At 61.6% G+C, this 20,160-nt stretch carries 19 protein-coding genes; 10 read left to right on the forward strand and 9 right to left on the reverse strand.

Annotation, left to right across the window (positions count from 1 at the left end):
- Nucleotide 1: 1 nt before the first annotated feature.
- Nucleotides 2–1,108 carry an enoyl-CoA hydratase/isomerase family protein gene (locus FW789_RS19785; protein ID WP_446431927.1) on the reverse strand — a complete coding sequence of 369 codons (1,107 nt, stop codon included), beginning with the start codon at nucleotides 1,106–1,108 and terminating at the stop codon, nucleotides 2–4.
- Nucleotides 1,109–1,238: 130 nt separating this feature from the next.
- Between FW789_RS19785 and ung the strand changes: the two genes are divergently transcribed.
- Nucleotides 1,239–1,928, forward strand: coding sequence for a uracil-DNA glycosylase (gene ung, locus FW789_RS19790; protein ID WP_101321905.1), 690 nt, complete (start codon nucleotides 1,239–1,241; stop codon nucleotides 1,926–1,928).
- Between the two features lie 42 nt (nucleotides 1,929–1,970).
- Here ung and FW789_RS19795 read toward each other — a convergent pair whose 3' ends face one another.
- The 5 genes from FW789_RS19795 to FW789_RS19815 all read right to left on the reverse strand — a co-directional run bounded on the left by FW789_RS19795 (nucleotide 1,971) and on the right by FW789_RS19815 (nucleotide 7,409).
- A complete protein-coding gene (locus FW789_RS19795) occupies nucleotides 1,971–3,008 on the reverse strand; it encodes an AbrB family transcriptional regulator (RefSeq protein ID WP_446431928.1) in 1,038 nt (345 codons plus the stop codon).
- Entirely contained in the window at nucleotides 3,001–4,515 is a 1,515-nt protein-coding gene (locus FW789_RS19800; protein ID WP_446431929.1) for a tripartite tricarboxylate transporter permease, read from the reverse strand. Before FW789_RS19800 ends, FW789_RS19795 begins: the two co-directional genes overlap by 8 nt.
- A gap of 3 nt (nucleotides 4,516–4,518) precedes the next feature.
- Nucleotides 4,519–4,977 carry a tripartite tricarboxylate transporter TctB family protein gene (locus FW789_RS19805; protein WP_103438400.1) on the reverse strand — a complete coding sequence of 153 codons (459 nt, stop codon included), beginning with the start codon at nucleotides 4,975–4,977 and terminating at the stop codon, nucleotides 4,519–4,521.
- A gap of 130 nt (nucleotides 4,978–5,107) precedes the next feature.
- Complete coding sequence (locus tag FW789_RS19810; protein WP_103438399.1) at nucleotides 5,108–6,088, reverse strand: Bug family tripartite tricarboxylate transporter substrate binding protein; 981 nt, start codon at nucleotides 6,086–6,088, stop codon at nucleotides 5,108–5,110.
- A gap of 31 nt (nucleotides 6,089–6,119) precedes the next feature.
- Nucleotides 6,120–7,409, reverse strand: a complete 1,290-nt coding sequence (locus FW789_RS19815; RefSeq protein ID WP_446431930.1) for an OprD family porin — start codon at nucleotides 7,407–7,409, stop codon at nucleotides 6,120–6,122.
- Nucleotides 7,410–7,619: 210 nt separating this feature from the next.
- On the opposite strand from FW789_RS19815, the gene FW789_RS19820 reads away from it, so the two are divergent.
- Both FW789_RS19820 and FW789_RS19825 read left to right on the forward strand, forming a co-directional pair.
- Nucleotides 7,620–8,291: a response regulator gene (locus tag FW789_RS19820; protein WP_101321899.1), complete on the forward strand. Its 672-nt coding sequence runs from the start codon at nucleotides 7,620–7,622 to the stop codon at nucleotides 8,289–8,291.
- Complete coding sequence (locus tag FW789_RS19825) at nucleotides 8,284–9,687, forward strand: sensor histidine kinase (protein ID WP_446431931.1); 1,404 nt, start codon at nucleotides 8,284–8,286, stop codon at nucleotides 9,685–9,687. The genes FW789_RS19820 and FW789_RS19825 overlap by 8 nt, the downstream gene beginning before the upstream one ends.
- A 21-nt stretch (nucleotides 9,688–9,708) precedes the next feature.
- Here the strand turns inward: FW789_RS19825 and FW789_RS19830 are convergent, their stop codons facing one another.
- Together FW789_RS19830 and ygfZ are read right to left on the reverse strand one after the other, a co-directional pair.
- Nucleotides 9,709–10,515 carry an HDOD domain-containing protein gene (locus FW789_RS19830; RefSeq protein WP_103438397.1) on the reverse strand — a complete coding sequence of 269 codons (807 nt, stop codon included), beginning with the start codon at nucleotides 10,513–10,515 and terminating at the stop codon, nucleotides 9,709–9,711.
- A 51-nt stretch (nucleotides 10,516–10,566) separates the two neighbouring features.
- Nucleotides 10,567–11,508, reverse strand: coding sequence for a CAF17-like 4Fe-4S cluster assembly/insertion protein YgfZ (ygfZ, locus tag FW789_RS19835; RefSeq protein WP_103438396.1), 942 nt, complete (start codon nucleotides 11,506–11,508; stop codon nucleotides 10,567–10,569).
- A gap of 133 nt (nucleotides 11,509–11,641) precedes the next feature.
- On the opposite strand from ygfZ, the gene FW789_RS19840 reads away from it, so the two are divergent.
- Both FW789_RS19840 and FW789_RS19845 read left to right on the forward strand, forming a co-directional pair.
- On the forward strand, nucleotides 11,642–11,896 hold the full coding sequence (locus FW789_RS19840) for an FAD assembly factor SdhE (protein ID WP_101321895.1): 255 nt from the start codon (nucleotides 11,642–11,644) through the stop codon (nucleotides 11,894–11,896).
- Nucleotides 11,880–12,332: a protein YgfX gene (locus FW789_RS19845; protein ID WP_103438395.1), complete on the forward strand. Its 453-nt coding sequence runs from the start codon at nucleotides 11,880–11,882 to the stop codon at nucleotides 12,330–12,332. The genes FW789_RS19840 and FW789_RS19845 overlap by 17 nt, the downstream gene beginning before the upstream one ends.
- A gap of 6 nt (nucleotides 12,333–12,338) precedes the next feature.
- Here FW789_RS19845 and nadB read toward each other — a convergent pair whose 3' ends face one another.
- Nucleotides 12,339–13,943, reverse strand: a complete 1,605-nt coding sequence (gene nadB, locus FW789_RS19850; protein ID WP_150570586.1) for an L-aspartate oxidase — start codon at nucleotides 13,941–13,943, stop codon at nucleotides 12,339–12,341.
- A 438-nt stretch (nucleotides 13,944–14,381) separates the two neighbouring features.
- Here nadB and rpoE point away from each other — a divergent pair, with 438 nt between their 5' ends.
- The 5 genes from rpoE (at nucleotide 14,382) to lepA (ending at nucleotide 20,158) form a co-directional block, all read left to right on the forward strand.
- Nucleotides 14,382–14,963: an RNA polymerase sigma factor RpoE gene (gene rpoE / locus FW789_RS19855; protein ID WP_011535354.1), complete on the forward strand. Its 582-nt coding sequence runs from the start codon at nucleotides 14,382–14,384 to the stop codon at nucleotides 14,961–14,963.
- 31 nt (nucleotides 14,964–14,994) lie between these two features.
- Nucleotides 14,995–15,585, forward strand: a complete 591-nt coding sequence (locus FW789_RS19860; protein WP_103438393.1) for an RseA family anti-sigma factor — start codon at nucleotides 14,995–14,997, stop codon at nucleotides 15,583–15,585.
- Between the two features lie 12 nt (nucleotides 15,586–15,597).
- On the forward strand, nucleotides 15,598–16,563 hold the full coding sequence (locus FW789_RS19865; protein WP_207073242.1) for a MucB/RseB C-terminal domain-containing protein: 966 nt from the start codon (nucleotides 15,598–15,600) through the stop codon (nucleotides 16,561–16,563).
- Between the two features lie 202 nt (nucleotides 16,564–16,765).
- Complete coding sequence (locus tag FW789_RS19870) at nucleotides 16,766–18,166, forward strand: DegQ family serine endoprotease (protein ID WP_371411620.1); 1,401 nt, start codon at nucleotides 16,766–16,768, stop codon at nucleotides 18,164–18,166.
- 192 nt (nucleotides 18,167–18,358) lie between these two features.
- Complete coding sequence (gene lepA, locus FW789_RS19875) at nucleotides 18,359–20,158, forward strand: translation elongation factor 4 (RefSeq protein ID WP_103438390.1); 1,800 nt, start codon at nucleotides 18,359–18,361, stop codon at nucleotides 20,156–20,158.
- Nucleotides 20,159–20,160: the final 2 nt, after the last annotated feature.

A 20,160-nucleotide genomic window follows, 5' to 3' on the forward strand; every position in this document is an offset into this window, starting at 1 on the left:
CCTAAACTTGATCGGCCAGCGGATGGCGGCCCTCCCAGGCTTTGGCAAAGTGCGCCTCAACCACCGCCGCTGGCACCTGAGCCACATCCGGCCAGTGCCAGCGCGGCGTGTTGTCTTTTTCAATCAACCGCGCACGCACGCCCTCGCTGAATTCAGGATGCCGGCAGCAATTCAGGCTCATCGCATATTCCATCTGCAGCGCCTGCAACAGCGACATGTGCCGGGCTCGCTGCAATTGCTCCCAGACCAGATGGGCGCTGAGCGGGCAACCGTCGTGCAGGCGCTGCCCTGCAGCCGCCAACAACGGGTCGCTGTGCTGACGCAGGCTGGCGATGGCGCGCCAGGCGGCAACCGGATCTGCTACATCCAGCACCTCATCTATCAGTGCTCGGCGCGGCAACCACTGCGCCTGTGGCAGGTCTGCAAGGGCGCGGTGCTGCTGACACTTGAGCAGGCTGTTCAACTGCAGGGTGGTCTGTTCCTGCCAGTTCAACTGCAGTAGTTCATCAATCAATGCCGTCTGCTGCTGCTCGCCAAGAAAACGATCCGCCAGACCCAGGTCCAGCGCATCACGGGCGTTGATCGGCGACCCTGTCAGGCCGAGAAACAACCCCAGCTTGCCTGGCAGACGGCTGAGGAACCAACTGGCGCCTACGTCCGGGTACAAGCCTATGCTGATCTCCGGCATGGCCAGCCGACTGCTCGGCGTCACGATGCGTATCCCAGCGCCTTGCAGCAGGCCCAGGCCACCGCCCAGCACATGGCCATGACCCCAACACAGCAAAGGCTTGGGATAACAGTGCAGGGCATAGTCCAGGCGGTATTCGGCTGCGAAGAACTGCCTGGCCAGCGCTGGCACCTGGCCCGGTTGCCCGCGGCATTGGTCGACCAGCGCACGAACATCGCCACCCGCGCAAAACGCCTTGGCGCCGCTGCCCCGCAAGAGCACGCAGACGACACCAGGATCCCTCGCCCACGCCTGGAGCAGCGCCTCGAGCTGCTCGATCGTCGCCAGGCTCAACGCGTTGAGGGACTTTGCTGCATCCAGTGTGGCAATGCCGATTCGCGCACCATCCACTCCAGTAAGTACTTCGCTGGTTACGGCCATGAACTACCTCGCACAGGTCATCCGCTCAGTATGGTCGGCTCAGCCGCAGGCTGCCGGTCGTCGGTCGGATCGATTGACAAGCTCGGGCAGCTTTCCTAGTGTCGCGCCCCTCAGTTTCAGGACCACACCGATGACCGACGACGACCGCATCAAGCTTGAGCCCAGCTGGAAGGAGGCGCTGCGCGCCGAGTTCGAACAGCCCTACATGCAGCAGCTACGCGAGTTCCTGCGCCAGGAGTACGCCGCCGGCAAAGAGATTTATCCACCTGGCCCGCTGATCTTCAACGCCCTTAACAGCACGCCGCTGGACCAGGTCAAAGTGGTCATCCTCGGCCAGGACCCCTACCACGGCCCAGGTCAGGCGCATGGCCTGTGCTTCTCGGTACAGCCGGGCGTTCCGACGCCGCCATCGCTGGTGAATATCTACAAAGAGTTGCAGCGTGACTTGAACCTGCCGATTCCTGCCCATGGCTACCTGCAGAGCTGGGCAGAGCAGGGCGTGCTGCTGCTCAACACGACCATGACCGTGCAGCGGGGCAATGCCGCATCGCATGCCAAGAAAGGCTGGGAGTCTTTCACTGACCGGATCATCCAGCTGGTCAGCGAGCGGCAATCGAATGTGGTCTTTCTGCTGTGGGGCGCACATGCCCAGAGCAAGCAGAAGTTGATCGACGGCACCAAGCACCTGGTGCTCAAGTCGGTACATCCGTCGCCATTGTCGGCCTACCGGGGCTTTATCGGCTGCGGGCATTTCAGCCATGCCAACCGCTTCCTGCAGCAGCACGGCATGAAACCTGTGGAGTGGGCACTGCCTCAGTGACTCTGTTGATGGGCTTTGGTCGGGGGCGTGTGCTGCGCCCCCTTACTGATTTTGATCCCGCGCACTCCACAGCCGAAACAATGGCTCTGCCAGAAACAGCACAAACAACAAACGCATTACCTGCATCGCTGTCACCAACGGCACAGACAACTGCAGGGTCTCCGCCGTAAGGCTCATCTCGGCGATCCCCCCAGGCATCATGCCCAACGTCAGCGAACGCAAGTCCAGCTGGCTCAGGTTGCTCAAACCCCACGCCGCAAGCGCCGCAATCACCATGCTCAAGGCGGTAGCCAGCAAGGTGCGGCCCAGAAACGACGGCGCGCGGCGGAAAAATGCCCGGTTGAAGTGACAGGCAAGGCCACTGCCGATCAACCACTGGCCCATCTGGCTGGCGCCCTCCGGCAGGGTGATCTGCAAATCAGCCGCCAGGCTTACCGTTGCCGCCACCAGCAATGGCCCGAACAACCATGGGTTGGGTTGGCGCAAGCGCTGCCAGCCATAACCGACCAACACCGCCAGCGGCGTGATCAACGCCAGCCAGCCCCAGCTGACACTGCTGGCATGGCTGACCGGCACGCCATCACCGAGCAGCAACTTGAACAGTGCCGGCACGCACAGCACCACCGCCAGCACACGCAGACTCTGCGCCGCGGCGACCTGGCTGAGCACCGCGCCATTGCGTGCGCCGAGGTTGACCATTTCGCCGGAACCTCCCGGCATGCTGGCAAAAAAGGCGGTGGCGCGGTCTTCACCGCTGCGCCGCAGCAGCCACACACTGATGACACTGGAAGCGGTAGTGAACAGCGCCCCGAACAGAATCAAGCCGAAGTGGCCGGACACCTGCTCGATGATCGCCGGGGTGAAGTGCAGGCCGATACCGACGCCGATGATCCACTGGCCGCATTTACGTCCGTTGGGGATTTCCGGTAACTGCCAGGGGGTCAGGCAACGCACCAGGATGATCGCCAGCAACGAGCCGACCATCCACGGCAAAGGCCAGCCGACCTTGCTGGCGAGAAATCCGCCAGCAAGGCCGACCAGCCCGGTTGCCCAGAACAGCGGCAACGATCGATCAGGCATCCGCCATGGACCGACGTTGCTGGCTGCGCCGGCGCCAGCTGCGCAGCAGCGGCAGGCACAGCATGAAGATGGTCAGGCCCCACACGCTCATGCTGATCGAGCTGGACCAGAGAATGCCCAACTCACCGTTGGAGATAGACAAGGCGCGGCGCAGGTTCTGCTCCATCAGCCCACCGAGGATGAACCCGAGCAGGATCGGCGACAGCGGGAAGTCCAGCTTGCGCAGGATGTAACCCATGATGCCGATACCGATCATCAGGAACAGGTCGAAGGTGGTCGCATGCACGGCGTACACCCCGATGGCCGTGATGATGGCGATTACTGGCACCAGCGCCCAGTTCGGCACGGCGAGGATGCGGGTGAAGATGCGGATCATCGGAATGTTGAGGATCACCAGCATGATGTTGGCGATGAACAACGAGGCGATCAGGCCCCAGACGATGTCGGGTTGCTGTTCGAACAGCATCGGTCCTGGGGTGATGTTGTACAGGGTCAGTGCACCGATCATTACCGCAGTGGTGCCCGAACCGGGTACGCCGAGGGTCAGCATCGGCACCAGTGCACCACAGCAGGAGGCGCCGATGGCGGTTTCCGGTGCTGCCAGGCCACGTGCATCGCCTTCGCCGAACTTGCCGCTGGTGCCAGCGATTTTCTTCTCGGTCATGTAGGCAACCGCGCTGGCCAGGGTGGCACCGGCGCCGGGCAATACGCCCATGATGAAGCCGAGCAGGCCACAACGGATGTTCACTGCGAATACTGAAGCCGCTTCCTTGAAGTTGAACAGCATGCGCCCGGTGGCTTTTACCGCCTGGTGGCCATGATGGGTTTTCTCCAGCAGCAGCAGGATCTCGCTGATCGAGAACAGGCCCAGCACCAGTACCACGAACTGAATGCCGTCAGCCATGTGCACGCTGTCGCCGGTGAAGCGGTAAACGCCGCTGTTGGCATCGATACCGACTGCCGACAGAAACAGGCCGATCAACGCCGCGATAAATGTCTTCAGTGGCTTGTCGCCGGCCATACCGCCCAGGCAGACAATGGCGAACACCATCAGCACGAAGTATTCAGCGGGTCCGAAGGCAATCGCCCACTTTGCCAGCAACGGCGCGAACAGGACCATGCCGCAGGTGGCGATGAAGGCACCGATGAACGAGCTCCACGCCGACAGCGACAGCGCGACCCCAGCCAGACCCTGGCGAGCCATTGGGTAACCGTCGAGGGTGGTCATCACGGTCGAAGCTTCGCCCGGAATGTTGAGCAGGATCGAGCTGATCCGGCCGCCGTATTCGCAACCCAGGTACACCGCCGCCAGCAGAATCAAGGCGGATTCAGGCGGCAGGCCGAGGGCAAAGGCGATCGGGATCAGCAACGCCACGCCGTTGATCGGGCCCAGGCCCGGCAGCAGGCCGACCACGGTGCCGATCAGGGTGCCGCACAGGGCGGTAACCAGGTTGTACGGGCTCAAGGCGACGCCGAAGCCCTGGCTGAGATAGCCTAAAGTATCCATCTGTCAGTTCTCCAGCACGTCAAGCAGGCCAAGGGGCAGGGGTACGTCCATCACGCGATCAAACAGCCAGTACAGCAGCACGCTCATCGCCACCACCACCATTGCGCTGTGCAGCCAGCGGCCGCCATACAGGCGCGCCATCGGCACGCCGATCAATACCGCACTGACGATGAAGCCCAGGCTCTCGAAGGTGGCGGCGAACAGGATCAACAAACCGGTGCAGATCGCAATCTTGATCAGGGTCGGGCGATCCAGCGGCGGCTCGTCCTCTTTATGCACGATCGGCGTCGGCCGAATCGCCAGGCACAGCAACGCCAGGCCCATCAGGCCAAGCATCAATAACGGGAAGGCGCGCGGGCCCACCGGTTCGTAGGAAAACGCGGCCTGGTAAGGCCAGGCCATCACTGCCAGGACGGCACACACCGCCAGCAGGATCAGGGCAAAAATGCGTTGCAGGATCATGGGGAAATCCTCGAGAGGGCTGCCTTGCTGCAGTTTATTGCGAGAGCGGTTCTACCCGCGCAGGCGTTGGTGATGACACCGACGCTTGCGCGGGCTGACCTGCTTCAACAGGTGCTGCAGCTGTACGTTGTTACTGAATCAGACCGAATTCCCGGGCCAGGGTCTTGTAGTCGGCAACCTGTTTCTTGACGTAGGCGTCCAGCTCTGGCCCGGTCAGGGCGAACGGGAACAGCTCGCGCTGGTCACGCAGCTTGGCGAACTCCTCGGAGCTCAGCAGCTTGTCGAACGCGGCTTTCCACCAGGCGTAGTCTTCGTCGCTGACTTTTGGCCCGAGGTAGAAGCCACGTACCACTGGCCAGACGATGTCGTAGCCCTGTTCCTTGGCAGTCGGGATGTCCTTCATTTCCGGCTCATCGAGACGGTTCTCGGCGAATACGGCAAGGATGCGCATGTTGCCGCTCTGGATGTGCGGCATGGAGTCGGAGATATCGGTGGAGCCGACCTGAATGTGCCCGCCGAGCAGTGCAGTGGCGATTTCGCCGCCGCCTTCCAGGGCGACGTAGCGCAGGTCACGCGGGTTGATCCCGGCGGCCTTGGCGATCAGCGCGGTCTGCATCCAGTCCTGGCTGCCGACGGTGCCGCCGGAGCCGATCACCACTTTGCTCGGGTCTTTTTTCAGCGCAGCAACCAGGTCAGCCAGGTTTTTGTAAGGTGAGTCCTTGTTCACCGCGATCGCGCCATAGCTGGTGCCCACGGCCGCCAGCCACTTCACTGCGTTTTCATCGAAACGGCCGAACTTGCCTTGGGCCAGGTTCAGCAGCGAGCCACTGGACCAGGCCACCAGGGTGCCGGCATCGCCCGGACGCTGGGCAACCACGGCGTTGTAGGCAACCGCACCAACGCCGCCAGGCATGTAGGTAACGCGCATCGGTTTACTGAGAATCTTCTCGTTGACCAGGGCGCTTTGCACCAGCTTGCAGGTTAGGTCGAAGCCGCCGCCGGGCGAAGCTGGAGCGATACATTCAGGGCGTTTCGGTTCAGCAGCCAGGGCTTGACCGGCCAACAATAGGCAACCGGTAGCGAGGACGAGGCGGCGCAGGGAAAAGGTCATCGTCTATCTCCGTAAATATTGTTGTTATGGGTTACCACAGGGCCACGCTGTAGCTCACCAGCAGCCGAACTTCGTCGGCGTCGCGGGCAAAATTCGAGCGGAAGGTGGCGTTACGCAGACGCACCGCAACGTTTTTCAACGGCCCGGTCTGTACGACGTATTTGAACTCGGTGTTGCGTTCCCACTCCTTGCCCTCGCTGCCATCGGCGCGGCTGACGTTGTCGCCACTGAGGTAGCGGGTCATGAAGGTCAGGCCGGGAATGCCCAGGGAGGCGAAGTTGTAGTCGTAACGCAGCTGCCAGGAGTGCTCGTCGGCACCGGCAAAGTCGTTGATCTGGACGAAGTTGACCAGATACGGGTCGGCGCCATCGACGTAGGGGAAAGCGCTGTCGCCCGAGACGTGCTGATAGGCGCCGCTGAGCTTGTGGCCATCGAGGGCGTAGCTGAGCATGCCGTTGGCGGTGGTGTTGTCGATCTTGCCGGCGCGGGCCTGGCCCTGGTCGTCACTTATCGCCAGGCGCAGGTCGGCGCCAAAGGTGCCCGGGCCCCACGGCTGGGTCGCGACCATGCCAACGAAGTGCTGGCGGTAGATGTCGTCAAGTTGGGCAACGTGATAGCTGCCGGTGATGCGGTCGGTGAATTTGTAGTCAAGGCCGGCCAGGTCATAGTTGTCGGCGGCGAAGGTCCCGCCGAAACGGCCGTTCTTGTTGTTGAGGGCGATGTCTTCCCAGTTGGTGTCGTTGCGGTCCTTGGCTTTTTCCAGACGTCCGGCGGTAACGGTCAGGTTGCTGATTTCGTTGGAGGTCAGCAAGCCACCCTCGAAGGTCTGCGGCAGAATCCGCCCATCGTTGGGCTGCAGGGTCGGCAGTTCAGGGATCAGCGAACCCACTTTGAGCTCGGTCTTGGAAATCTTCACCTTGCCGGTCAGACCTAGCTTGGAATACTCGTCGGCAGCCTTGCCGTCATCATGGGTCGGTAACAGCCCGGTGCCGGTGCGGTCTTCGCTGGAGTCGAGCTTGATCCCGACCATGCCCAGTGCGTCCAGGCCAAAGCCGACTGAGCCTTCGGTGTACCCGGATTCGAAATTGAGCATGAAGCCCTGCGCCCACTCGTCACGTTTGGACTGCTGGCTGCTGGTGCCGTCACGGAAATCACGGTTGAAGTACATGTTGCGAGTTTCGAAGGTGGCGCTGCTGTCTTCGAAGAAGGCCGCCTGGCTGACAGGCGCGATACCGGCGAGCGCAAGGGCGCTGGCAATGGCAGTGGGGCGTGGACGAATGGAACGGGTAGGCGCGAACGCCTGCGGCTGTGATGACAGCATCGTCGAGTGACTCCGTTTATTGTTTTTATTGGTCTGCACCTTGCTGGTGCTTATGAACGCTCGGGGCATCCTTGATCCGATGCTAGGCGGCCAACCTTTCGCTAACCTTTCAACATGAAAGGTTTGTCATATTGGGGCTTCACAGGTGTGCCGACGGCGGTACACTCCGCGCCAACTAACGCGCCCCCACCTCACCGAAGGGAGAAACCGATGCGAGTGCTGCTGGTTGAAGACCACCTGCAACTGGCCGAAAGCGTGGCTCAGGCGCTCAAGAGTCAGGGCCTGACTGTGGACGTGCTACACGACGGCATCGCCGCTGACCTGGCGCTGACCAGCGAGGAATACGCGGTGGCGGTGCTCGATGTCGGCCTGCCGCGGATGGACGGTTTTGAAGTGCTGGCGCGGCTGCGCGGCCGCGGCAAGACCTTGCCGGTGCTGATGCTGACTGCCCGCAGTGACGTCAAGGATCGTGTGCACGGGCTCAACCTGGGCGCCGACGATTACCTGGCCAAGCCGTTCGAGTTGACTGAGCTGGAGGCGCGGGTCAAGGCCCTGCTGCGGCGCAGTGTGCTTGGTGGCGAACGCCAGCAGCGCTGTGGTCCGCTGGTCTACGACCTCGACACCCGCCGTTTCAGCCTGGGTGACGAGCACCTTACCCTGACCTCGCGCGAGCAAAGTGTGCTGCAGGCAATGATTGCCCGGCCCGGACGAGTGATGAGCAAGGAGCAATTGGCGGCGCAGGTGTTTGGCCTCGACGAAGAAGCCAGCCCTGATGCCATCGAAATCTACGTGCACCGGCTGCGTAAGAAACTCGACGGCCATGCGGTTGCCATCGTCACCTTCCGCGGTCTTGGCTACCTGCTGGAGCACCGTGATGCGTGATGGCGCCAGCCTGCGCGGGCGGCTGCTGGGCAATCTTGCGCTGCTGCTGGTGGTACTGATGCTGGCCAGCGGCCTGAGCGCCTACTGGAACGGCCGCGAGGCCGCCGACACTGCCTATGACCGTACGCTGCTGGCGTCGGCGCGGACCATTGCTGCGGGCCTGTCCCAGCGCGACGGCACACTGAGTGCCGATGTGCCCTATGTGGCGCTGGACACCTTCGCCTACGACAGTGCCGGACGCATTTACTACCAGGTGTTGGACATCAACCAGCGCTTGATCTCGGGGTACGAAAAGCTGCCGCCACCTCCGCCTGGTACGCCTCGCACTGACGACTATCCGGCCTTGGCGCGTTTCTACAATGCCTCCTACCTTGGCCAGGATGTACGTGTGGTCAGCCTGCTCAAGGCGGTCAGCGAGCCAAACATGAATGGCATGGCCGAGATTCGCGTGGCCGAAACCGAAGAGGCACGGGTGAGCATGGCCCGCGGGCTGATGGCCGATACCCTGTTGCGGCTGGGGATGCTGGCGCTGGCGGCGCTGGTCATGGTCTGGTTTGCGGTCAGTGCAGCGCTGCGCCCGCTCGAGCGCTTGCGCAGTGCGGTTGAGGAGCGCCAGCCGGACGACCTGCGCGCCTTGCCAGCAGTGCAGGTGCAGCATGAGCTGGGGCCATTGGTGCGTGCGCTCAATCACTTTACCGAGCGGCTGCGCGCACAGTTCGAGCGCCAGGCGCAGTTTATTGCCGATGCCGCGCATGAACTGCGGACGCCGCTGGCAGCGCTCAAGGCGCGGGTCGAGTTGGGCCTGCGTTCGCAGGACCCGCAGGAGTGGCGTCAGACCCTTGAGTCGGCTGCCCAAGGTACTGACCGGCTGACCCATTTGGCCAACCAGTTGCTGTCGTTGGCGCGCGTTGAAAACGGCGCGCGGGCGATTGCCGAGGGCGGCGCGCAGCGGCTTGATCTGAGCCAGCTGAGCCGGGAATTGGGGATGGCCATGGCGCCGTTGGCGCATGCCCGTGGTGTGTTGTTGGCGCTGGAAGCTGAGTCGCCGGTCTGGCTCAAGGGCGAGCCGACTTTGCTCAACGAGTTGATCAGCAACCTGATCGATAACGCGCTGGCGCACACGCCGGTTGGCGGCAATGTGATCTTGCGTGTGTTGGCGCCGGCGGTGCTCGAGGTCGAAGATGATGGCCCGGGCATTCCTGAAGCTGAGCGTGAGCGGGTGTTTGAGCGCTTTTACCGGCGTAGTGCTCAAGGCAGTGGGCTGGGGTTGGCGATTGTCGGGGAGATCTGTCGGGCGCATCTGGCCCAGATCAGTTTGCATGACGGCGAAAATGGAGGTTTGAAGGTCAGGGTCAGCTTCATTGCTGACCAGGGCTTGGATCGCGTGAACCTTTAGCCCTTTCCCGGCCACTAGCCCTCAGCGCAACATGCTTCGCGCTTCGAGCAGTTCTGCTACTTCCAGTTCCGTGCCCTGCGGCAGGCCGAGGTGCCGATAGGCGGGCAGTGCCGCCAGGGGCCGGCTGCGGCCGCGCTGGCTCAGGCAGCGGGCGATTTGCACCACGTCGATGTAATCGACCTTGTCGGTGCGCCGATCCAGATCCTGGATTTGCCCAGGCAGCTTGACCAGTTGCTCGGGGAACTCCCAGTCACTGAGGATCTTGTCACCCAGGACCGGCTGGATCTGCTCGATCACATAGTTCAGGCAGACCGGGTCGGACAGCAATTCGTTGTGCTCTTCGGCATAGATCAGCACCGGCAGCGCGCCGATCTGATGGACAAGGCCACCGAGGGTCGCCTGATCGGGCTTTAGGTCAGTGTAGCGGCGGCACAGTTCATAGCTGATGCCGGCAACTTCCAGGCTTGTAGCCCAGATATCGCGCAACTTTTGCTCCACCGCAGGCGAGCGGGCATGGAAGATCTGCTCGATTACCAGCCCGATCGACAGGTTGCAGCTGTAGTTGATGCCCAGCCGGGTAATCGCCGTGTGCAGATCGGTAACTTCGACGGCGGCGCGCAACAGGGGGCTGTTGACCACTTTGATCAAGCGCGCAGATAGCGCGGCATCGCGGCCGATCACCCTGCTCAGGGCCGAAACGCTGATCTCGCTGTCTTCAGCAGCCTCGCGGATGCTCAGAGCCACTTCCGGCAGGGTCGGCAGGACCAGGTCGTCATTGGCGATGGCAGTGAGCAATTGCGCCTGGACCATCTCGGCCAGTCTGTTCATGGAGATTCTCTACCGCAGTATGGCAGCCCCGCACGATGCGGGGCAGGCTGGTCAGCGCTGGATTTCCCGGTCGCGGTCCAGTTCGTAAGGCAGGCTAAGCAAGGTCAGGCGTGGGCCTTCGAGGCTGAGCAGGTGCAGGTTGTTATCTTCTACCGCGTCGGCGCTGATCACTGCGAGCAGTTCGCAGCCTTGTTCACAGGCAGCTGCCAGCACGACTTCGCCAACCGCGGAACCGTGGGTGGGCGAAAAGATCTGGCTGCCGGGCGCAGGCACATCGGCAACGGCCAGAGCCAGCCGGTACTGACGGCGTTTGAGCTTGCCCAGGTACTGCATGCGCGCGACGATTTCCTGGCCGGTGTAACAGCCTTTCTTGAAGCTCACGCCGCCCACCGCCTGCAGATTGATCATCTGCGGAATGAACAGTTCACGGGTCTGCTCGAAAACCTGGCCAATGCCAGCGCGGATCTGCCCCAGTAGCCAGTCGTTGAGGCTGCCTTCGCTGAGCGTACCAGCGAGTTCCTGCTGCACGTTGCGAGCCTGTTCAGCCGGGACCCACAGTTCGACGCGGCCGGGCGAAACGCGGATAGCGATCAGGCCATGTTCACGGACCGTTGCGCCATCTGCAGCGGGCACATCCAGGCCAAGTGCGAGCAAGGCCTGCTCAGCGTGCTCCAGCCCAAAGCGGACCCAGCTGGCGCTTTCGTCGGTCAGCGTGGCCTTGGAAAATACCGCGTATTTTTTCAGGTCGGCCAGCTGTGCATCGATCAGGCCGCGGGCCATCGCCAGCAGCAAGCCGTTGCCTTCGGGCACGATACGGAAGCTCGACTGCATACGGCCTTTGACCATGCAGCGCGCGCCGAGGCTCGATTGCTCCTGGCTTAGGTAGTTGAGGTTACAGGTCAGCTGGCCTTGCAGAAACTTGCCAGCGTCGGAGCCGCGAACGGCGAGGATGCCCTCGTGGGTAAGGGGGCAATAGAAAGCAGAGTCGGCCATGGGTCATCGCGGTTGCTTGAGACTGGTAGCCATCATAGAACGCTGGTAACAAAATAGGTAGGTGACTAGACCAACGCCTTGTGCCGCCATGTGCCCGGCGCGGTATACTCGCCGCCCATTCGAGGAGGGTCCCATGGTCGAACAAACTGAAATCAACCGGCTTTTCTGGCACAGCCGCCGCGGCATGCTGGAGCTCGACGTGCTGCTGGTGCCCTTCACCCAGGAAGTCTACGCCACCCTGAACGAAGCGGACCGCGAGCTTTACGTGCGCTTGCTGGCTTGTGAAGACCAGGACATGTTCGGCTGGTTCATGGAGCGCAGCGAGTCTGAAGACCCTGAGCTGCAGCGCATGGTTCGGATCATTCTGGACCGTGTCCAGCCCAAGTGAGCAGTTCCAGTGCCGTTGGCAGGGCTCACGCCGGCTGCTGACGGCCTATCTGGCAAGTCATGCGCTGGCATTGCTGGCGCTTTGGCTGAGCGAGCCGCGCTGGTGGCTGCTGCTGCCACTCGTCGCTGGCTGCCTTAGCCACGCCTGCTGGGTCATTCCCCGGCGCATCCTGCTTACTCATCCTGACGCCATCACCGGCCTGCGCCGCGACAGCCAAGGCTGGCAGCTGTACAGCCGCAGCCAGGGCTGGCAGCCGGTGCGCCTGCTGCCGGACAGCATGGCCCTGCCGGGGCTGGTGGTATTGCGTTTCGTGCGAGCGGGCAGGCGCCTCAGCGAAAGTCAGTGCGTTTTTCCTGACGCGCTGGCGCTGGAGCAACACCGGCGCCTGCGCCTGCGCTTGAAGTTCAGTCGCAGGCGCTGGGCACAGCCTTCTTGAGCCCGCTCAGAGCGGGCTGAGAATGGTATCGCGCGCTTCGGGCAGCATCGCCGGATAGTCCAGGGTGTAGTGCAGGCCGCGGCTTTCCTTGCGCTGCATCGCCGAGCGAATCATCAATTCGGCGACCTGGGCCAGATTGCGCAGCTCGATCAAATCGCGGCTGACCTTGTAATTGCTGTAGAACTCGTCGATCTCATCCAGCAGCAGGCGTACACGGTGCTCAGCCCGTTGCAGGCGCTTGCTGGTGCGCACGATGCCGACGTAGTCCCACATGAAGCGCCGCAGTTCGTCCCAGTTGTGCGCAATGATCACGTCTTCGTCCGAATCGGTAACCTGGCTGGCATCCCAGCAAGGCAGAGCCTGCGGCATTTCGACCCGGTCCAGGCTCGCTTCTATGTCGGCAGCCGCCGAGCGGCCATAAACAAAGCACTCCAGCAGCGAGTTGCTGGCCATCCGGTTGGCGCCGTGCAAGCCAGTGAAGCTGGTCTCGCCAATGGCATACAAGCCGGGCACGTCGGTGTGACCGCGATCGTCGACCATCACCCCGCCGCAGGTGTAGTGCGCAGCCGGGACCACCGGAATCGGCTGGCGCGTGATGTCGATGCCGAAGGTCAGACAGCGCTCGTACACGGTCGGGAAATGGCTTTTGATGAACTCGGCTGGCTTGTGGGTGATGTCCAAGTAAACGCAGTCCACACCCAGGCGCTTCATTTCGTGGTCGATAGCGCGCGCGACGATATCCCGTGGTGCCAGTTCTTCGCGTGGGTCGAAGCGCGGCATGAAGCGCTCGCCATTGGGCAGGCGGAGCAGGGCGCCCTCGCCGCGCAGCGCCTCGGTGACCAGGAAGCTCTTGGCCTGCGGGTGGTACAGGCAGGTCGGGTGAAACTGATTGAATTCAAGGTTGGCGACCCGGCAGCCCGCGCGCCAGGCCATGGCAATGCCATCGCCGCAGGCGCCGTCGGGGTTGCTGGTATAGAGGTAGACCTTGGCTGCACCGCCGGTCGCCAGCACGGTGAAGCGCGCGCCAAAGGTATCCACCTCGCCGCTGTTGCGGTCCAGTACGTAGGCGCCGAGGCAGCGCTCGCCGTCCAGACCGAGGCGGCGCTCGGTGATCAGGTCGACGGCGACGCGCTGCTCCAGCAGGGTGATGTTGGACCGTTGCCGGGCGCGCTGCAGCAGGGTGGTAAAGATCGCCGCACCGGTAGCGTCGGCCGCATGGATGATGCGCCGGTGGCTGTGGCCGCCTTCGCGGGTCAGGTGAAATTCGAAGCTGCGGTCATCACCCGGTGGGTGTTCGTCGCGAGTAAATGGCACGCCTTGTTCGATCAGCCACTCAATCGCTTCGCGGCTGTGCTCAACGGTAAACCGCACCGCTTCTTCCGAGCACAGTCCACCGCCGGCATTGAGGGTGTCCTCGACATGCGACTGCACAGTGTCGGTGTCGTCAAGCACGGCGGCAACGCCGCCCTGGGCCCAAAAGGTCGAGCCATTGGCCAGGTCACCCTTGCTCAGCACAGCGATGCGCAGGTGATCCGGAAGGTTCAGTGCCAGGCTGAGGCCTGCGGCCCCACTGCCGATCACCAGGACATCGTATTGGAATTGTTTGCTCATGTCGGGGCACTAGTAATCTAGGGGAGGGGAACGGCACAATAGCGATGCGCAGATGGCATTGTGAAACTATCGTGAAAACGTTGCCGGGATGCCTTTATAGCAGCCCCGGGTGCCTGATTTCCAATGGCGCTTGTCACGCAACGGCGATCTTCCGGGAACTTTCCAGTCTGGCTGGAAATCCTATGAAGGCTGCCCATACGCCACGAATGCCAAGGCGACGCAGGGCAGTAGCTCGAAATGGGCTGATACCTGCGTAAATCAAGACCAGATCAATGACGCGGCCGGCCGTGACCGTACTGCGTCTTTTTCGTGCGAGCCGACCAGAGGCCGCAGGAAACTTGCTTGGAGGGGAGAACTTTTGCGCAAAGCCCGAGTCTATGTTTGCAAGCCTGAACGGTGGCTGTTGCAATGCTCCTTCAAGTTCACTGAGGAGTATTCATGCTAACCCAGGAAGAGGATCAGCAGCTTGTCGAGCGCGTGCAGCGCGGCGACAGGCGAGCGTTCGATCTGTTGGTGCTGAAGTATCAGCACAAGATTCTCGGGTTGATCGTGCGCTTTGTACACGACACCCATGAAGCCCAGGATGTGGCGCAGGAAGCCTTCATCAAGGCCTACCGGGCGCTAGGCAATTTCCGCGGTGACAGCGCGTTTTATACCTGGCTGTACCGCATCGCCATCAACACGGCGAAAAACTATCTGGTGTCCCGCGGTAGAAGGCCACCCGACAGTGATGTGAGCTCCGAGGATGCGGAGTTCTATGACGGCGATCATGGTCTCAAGGATCTCGAGTCCCCAGAACGCTCGTTGTTGCGGGATGAGATCGAAGGTACCGTCCATCGGACCATCCAGCAACTGCCAGAAGATCTGCGCACGGCACTAACTTTGCGCGAATTTGATGGTCTGAGTTACGAGGACATTGCGAGCGTCATGCAATGTCCGGTGGGGACCGTGCGCTCAAGGATTTTCCGCGCTCGGGAGGCCATTGATAAAGCCTTGCAGCCGTTGCTGCAGGAATCCTGAGACAGCGGCTACAGCCAAGAGAGGAACCGCCATGAGTCGTGAAGCTTTGCAGGAATCGCTGTCCGCCGTAATGGACAACGAAGCGGATGAATTGGAGCTGCGTCGTGTTTTGAGCGCCACTGATGACGCCGACACCCGTGCTACCTGGTCGCGTTATCAGGTTGCCCGTGCAGCCATGCACAAGGAACTGCTGCTGCCCAAGCTGGACATCGCTGCGGCGGTTTCTGCTGCATTGGCCGATGAGGTTGTGCCAGCCAAGGTCAAGCAAGGCCCTTGGCGTAGTATCGGCCGTCTGGCCGTAGCTGCCTCGGTAACCGTTGCAGTACTGGCCGGCGTGCGTCTGTATAACCAGGACGAGATCACCGGTAGCGAATTGGCTGCGCAACAGCCTGCCCAGCAAGGTCTGACCATGCCGCAAACGCAAGGTCCGGCAGTTCTGGCTGGCTACAGCGAGAGCAGCGAGCAGGCCACCGGGCCGATGGCCAATGGTGTCTTGCAGAGCCAGGAAGGCTGGGACAAGCGTCTGCCGGGCTACTTGAAGCAGCACGCTCAGGAATCAGCGCTCAAGGGCACTGAAACAGCACTGCCATACGCCCGCGCCGCTAGCCTGGAAAACCGCTAGTTAAGGAGCATCATGCGCGCGCTACCTCTTCTGTCACTGCTGGTAGGCAGTTGCATGATGGTGCCAGCGTTGGCAGCCAACTCTTCGCCTCAGGCGAATGAGTGGCTGAACAAGCTGGCACGAGCTGAGCAATCCCAGAGCTACCAGGGTTCGTTCGTTTACGAACGCAACGGCAGCTTCTCTTCCCATGACATCTGGCACCGCGTTGCCAATGGATCGGTCAGCGAGCGGCTGTTGCAGCTCGATGGTACGGCTCAGGAGATCGTCCGCGTGGACGGTCAGGTGCAGTGCGTCAGTGGCGATCTGGTGAGTGGCGTTTCGACGCCGCCCAGCTCTGCCCCGCGGGTGCTGGACCCCCTCAAGCTGATGAGCTGGTACGACTTGAGCGTTGCCGGCAAGTCGCGGGTTGCCGGGCGCGATGCGGTGATTATCACCCTGACCCCCCGTGACCAGCATCGCTACGCCTTCGAATTGCATCTGGACCGCCAGACCGCATTGCCCCTGCGCTCGTTGATGCTCAACGACAAGGGTCAGTTGCTGGAGCGTTTCCAGATGACCCGCCTGGACACTACACTGCCAACCGAGCAAGCGATGCGCCCAAGTGATGCGTGCAAGCCTGTAGAGCATGCAGTTGCAGCTTCGCCGTTGCCGGCAGTAGGCGGTTGGCGCTCCGATTGGTTGCCGCCCGGTTTCGAGTTGGTCAACAGCTCGGTACGCAGTGATGTTTTGCGCAAGACCACGGTCAGCAGTCTGATGTATGACGACGGGCTGACTCGTTTTTCGGTATTTCTGGAGCCGGTCAAGGATGATTCAGGTAACGATACCCGCGTGCAGCTCGGCCCGACCGTGGCTGTCTCGCGCTACCTCAATACTCCCAAGGGCAAGGTCATCGTCACGGTGGTTGGCGAGATCCCGTTGGGTACTGCCGAGCGCGTTGCATTGTCAATGCGTGCTCAGGATGCCCAGGCCAGCCAGTAGCAGCGCGCCTGCGTTTGCAGCCCTTCACGTAATCGGCTGAAATGAAATTAACGCAATGTCATTTGCAATCCCTTCGTAAATTTTCTATAGGTCAGAGTCCTTGGGGTCTGGCCTTTCCTGCATTTGCAGGGGTCTTAATGCAATTTACGCTCGTTGTGACGGGAGCCGTATGTCAATACCACGCTTGAAACCCTATCTCTCCATGTTCGCCGCCGTGCTGATGCTCGGCCAGGTGCTGACGGCCCAGGCTGAAGAAGCGCTGCCGGACTTCACCACGCTGGTCGAGCAGGCTTCGCCGGCAGTGGTGAACATCAGTACCAAGCAGAAGCTGCCTGATCGGCGCATTGCTGCCGGGCAGATGCCTGATCTGGAAGGCCTGCCGCCGATGTTCCGTGAATTCTTCGAGCGCAACATGCCGCAGCAGCCGCGTTCGCCGCGCGGCGATCGCCAGCGTGAAGCGCAATCGCTGGGTTCGGGCTTCATCATTTCCAGCGATGGTTATGTGCTGACCAACAACCATGTGGTCGCAGACGCTGACGAGATCATCGTGCGCCTGTCCGACCGCAGCGAACTGCAGGCCAAGCTGGTCGGCACCGACCCGCGCACCGACGTCGCTTTGCTCAAGGTTGAAGGCAAGGATCTGCCGATCGTCAAGCTGGGCGATTCGGAGAAGCTCAAAGTCGGCGAATGGGTACTGGCTATCGGCTCGCCGTTCGGCTTTGATCACTCGGTAACCAAAGGCATCGTCAGCGCCAAAGGCCGGACCCTGCCCAACGACACCTACGTTCCGTTCATCCAGACCGACGTGGCAATCAACCCGGGTAACTCCGGCGGCCCGCTGTTCAACATGAAAGGCGAAGTGGTCGGCATCAACTCGCAGATATTCACCCGCTCCGGCGGCTTCATGGGCCTGTCGTTCGCGATCCCGATCGACGTGGCGTTGGATGTCTCCAATCAGCTCAAGAAAGACGGCAAGGTCAATCGCGGTTGGTTGGGTGTGGTAATCCAGGAGGTCAACAAGGACCTGGCCGAGTCGTTCGGTCTGGACAAGCCTGCCGGCGCCCTGGTAGCTCAGGTGCTGGAAGACGGTCCAGCGGCCAAAGGCGGTTTGCAGGTCGGTGATGTCATCCTCAGCATGAATGGCCAGCCGATCATCATGTCAGCCGACCTGCCGCACCTGGTCGGCAGCCTCAAGGATGGCGCCAAGGCCAAGCTTGAGATCATCCGCAACGGCAAGCGGCAGAACCTCGACGTTACTGTCGGCGCTTTGCCTGATGAAGATGCCGGTATCACCACAGCTGGCCAGGGCAGTGCCGAGCGCAGCAGCAACCGCCTCGGTGTAGCGGTTTCGGACCTGACCGCCGAGCAGAAAAAAGCCCTCGAACTCAAGGGTGGCGTGGTCATCAAGGAAGTGCTGGATGGTCCGGCGGCGTTGATCGGTCTGCGTCCGGGTGACGTCATCAGCCACCTCAACAACCAGGCCATTGGCTCGGCCAAAGAGTTCACCGAGATCGCCAAGGACCTGCCGAAGAATCGCTCGGTGTCGATGCGGGTGCTGCGCCAAGGGCGCGCCAGCTTCATCACCTTCAAACTGGCTGAATAAGCATAGCGGCAGCGCAATACAGGGCAGCTTCGGCTGCCCTTTTTTGTAAACGGATGAAAATTTCATGGCGGCCTGCCAAGCCACGCGGGATTGCAGCCGATCAGGAATCTCCCACAAGGCTGCGGCTTAAGGTACAATTCCCGGCTATTTTTCGGCGGGCGTCCGGCTCGCAGCCATTTCGAGTAGTGACCCGTGAGTGATTTGAGTCATATCCGCAATTTCTCCATCATCGCCCACATCGACCACGGCAAGTCGACGCTGGCCGACCGTTTCATTCAGATGTGCGGTGGCCTCTCGGCGCGCGAAATGGAAGCCCAGGTGCTCGATTCGATGGATCTGGAGCGCGAGCGCGGCATCACCATCAAAGCCCATAGCGTCACGCTGCATTACAAGGCGCAGGACGGCAAGACCTACCAGCTGAACTTCATCGACACTCCCGGCCACGTAGACTTCACCTATGAAGTCAGCCGGTCGCTGGCCGCCTGTGAAGGCGCGTTGTTGGTGGTCGATGCTGGCCAGGGCGTCGAAGCCCAGTCCGTGGCCAACTGCTACACCGCTATCGAGCAGGGCCTTGAGGTCATGCCGGTACTGAACAAGATGGACCTGCCCCAGGCCGATCCGGACCGCGTCAAGGACGAAATCGAGAAGATCATCGGTATCGATGCGGCCGACGCCGTTGCCTGCAGCGCCAAGAGCGGCATGGGCGTGGACGAGGTGCTCGAGCGCCTTGTGCAGCAGATCCCGGCGCCAACCGGTGACATCGATGCACCGCTGCAAGCGCTGATCATCGACTCCTGGTTCGATAACTACCTGGGCGTCGTGTCCCTGGTTCGCGTGCGCCACGGCCGCGTGAAAAAGGGCGACAAGATTCTGGTCAAGTCGACCGGCAAGGTTCACCTGGTCGACAGCGTCGGCGTGTTCACGCCAAAGCACACCCAGACCGCCGATCTCAAAGCAGGCGAAGTGGGCTTCATCATTGCCAGCATCAAGGAAATTCTCGGCGCGCCGGTCGGCGACACCCTGACCTTGAGCTCCACCCCCGAGGTGGAAGTGCTGCCAGGCTTCAAACGTATTCAGCCACAGGTCTACGCTGGCCTGTTCCCCGTGTCTTCAGATGACTTCGAAGACTTCCGCGATGCGCTGCAAAAGCTGACCCTGAACGATTCGTCGCTGCAGTACGCGCCTGAAAGCTCGGATGCACTGGGCTTTGGCTTCCGTTGCGGCTTCCTCGGCATGCTGCACATGGAGATCATCCAGGAGCGCCTCGAGCGCGAATATGACCTGGACCTGATCACCACGGCGCCGAGCGTGATCTTCGAGATCAAGCTCAAGACCGGTGAAACCATTCACGTCGACAACCCGTCGAAACTGCCGGATGTATCAGCAGTCGAAGACTTCCGTGAGCCAATCGTGCGCGCCAATATCCTGGTGCCGCAAGAACACCTGGGTAACGTCATTACCCTGTGCATCGAGAAGCGCGGTGTGCAGCGTGACATGCAGTTCCTCGGTACTCAGGTGCAGGTAAGCTACGATTTGCCAATGAATGAGGTGGTACTGGACTTCTTCGACCGTTTGAAGTCGACCAGCCGCGGTTACGCGTCGCTGGACTACCATTTCGATCGTTACCAGTCGGCCAACCTGGTCAAGCTGGACGTGTTGATCAACGGCGACAAGGTTGATGCGCTGGCGCTGATCGTGCACCGCGACAACGCCCACTACAAAGGGCGCGCGCTGACCGAGAAAATGAAAGAACTGATTCCTCGGCAGATGTTCGACGTCGCGATCCAGGCCGCCATCGGCGGGCAGATCGTCGCCCGGACCACTGTCAAGGCGCTCAGAAAGAACGTACTGGCCAAGTGTTATGGCGGCGACGTCAGCCGTAAACGCAAACTGCTCGAAAAGCAGAAAGCCGGTAAGAAACGCATGAAACAGGTCGGTAACGTGGAAATTCCACAAGAAGCCTTCCTCGCCGTGCTCAGGTTGGATAGCTAGGT

Source organism: Pseudomonas sp. 1121_17, from assembly GCF_052850745.1.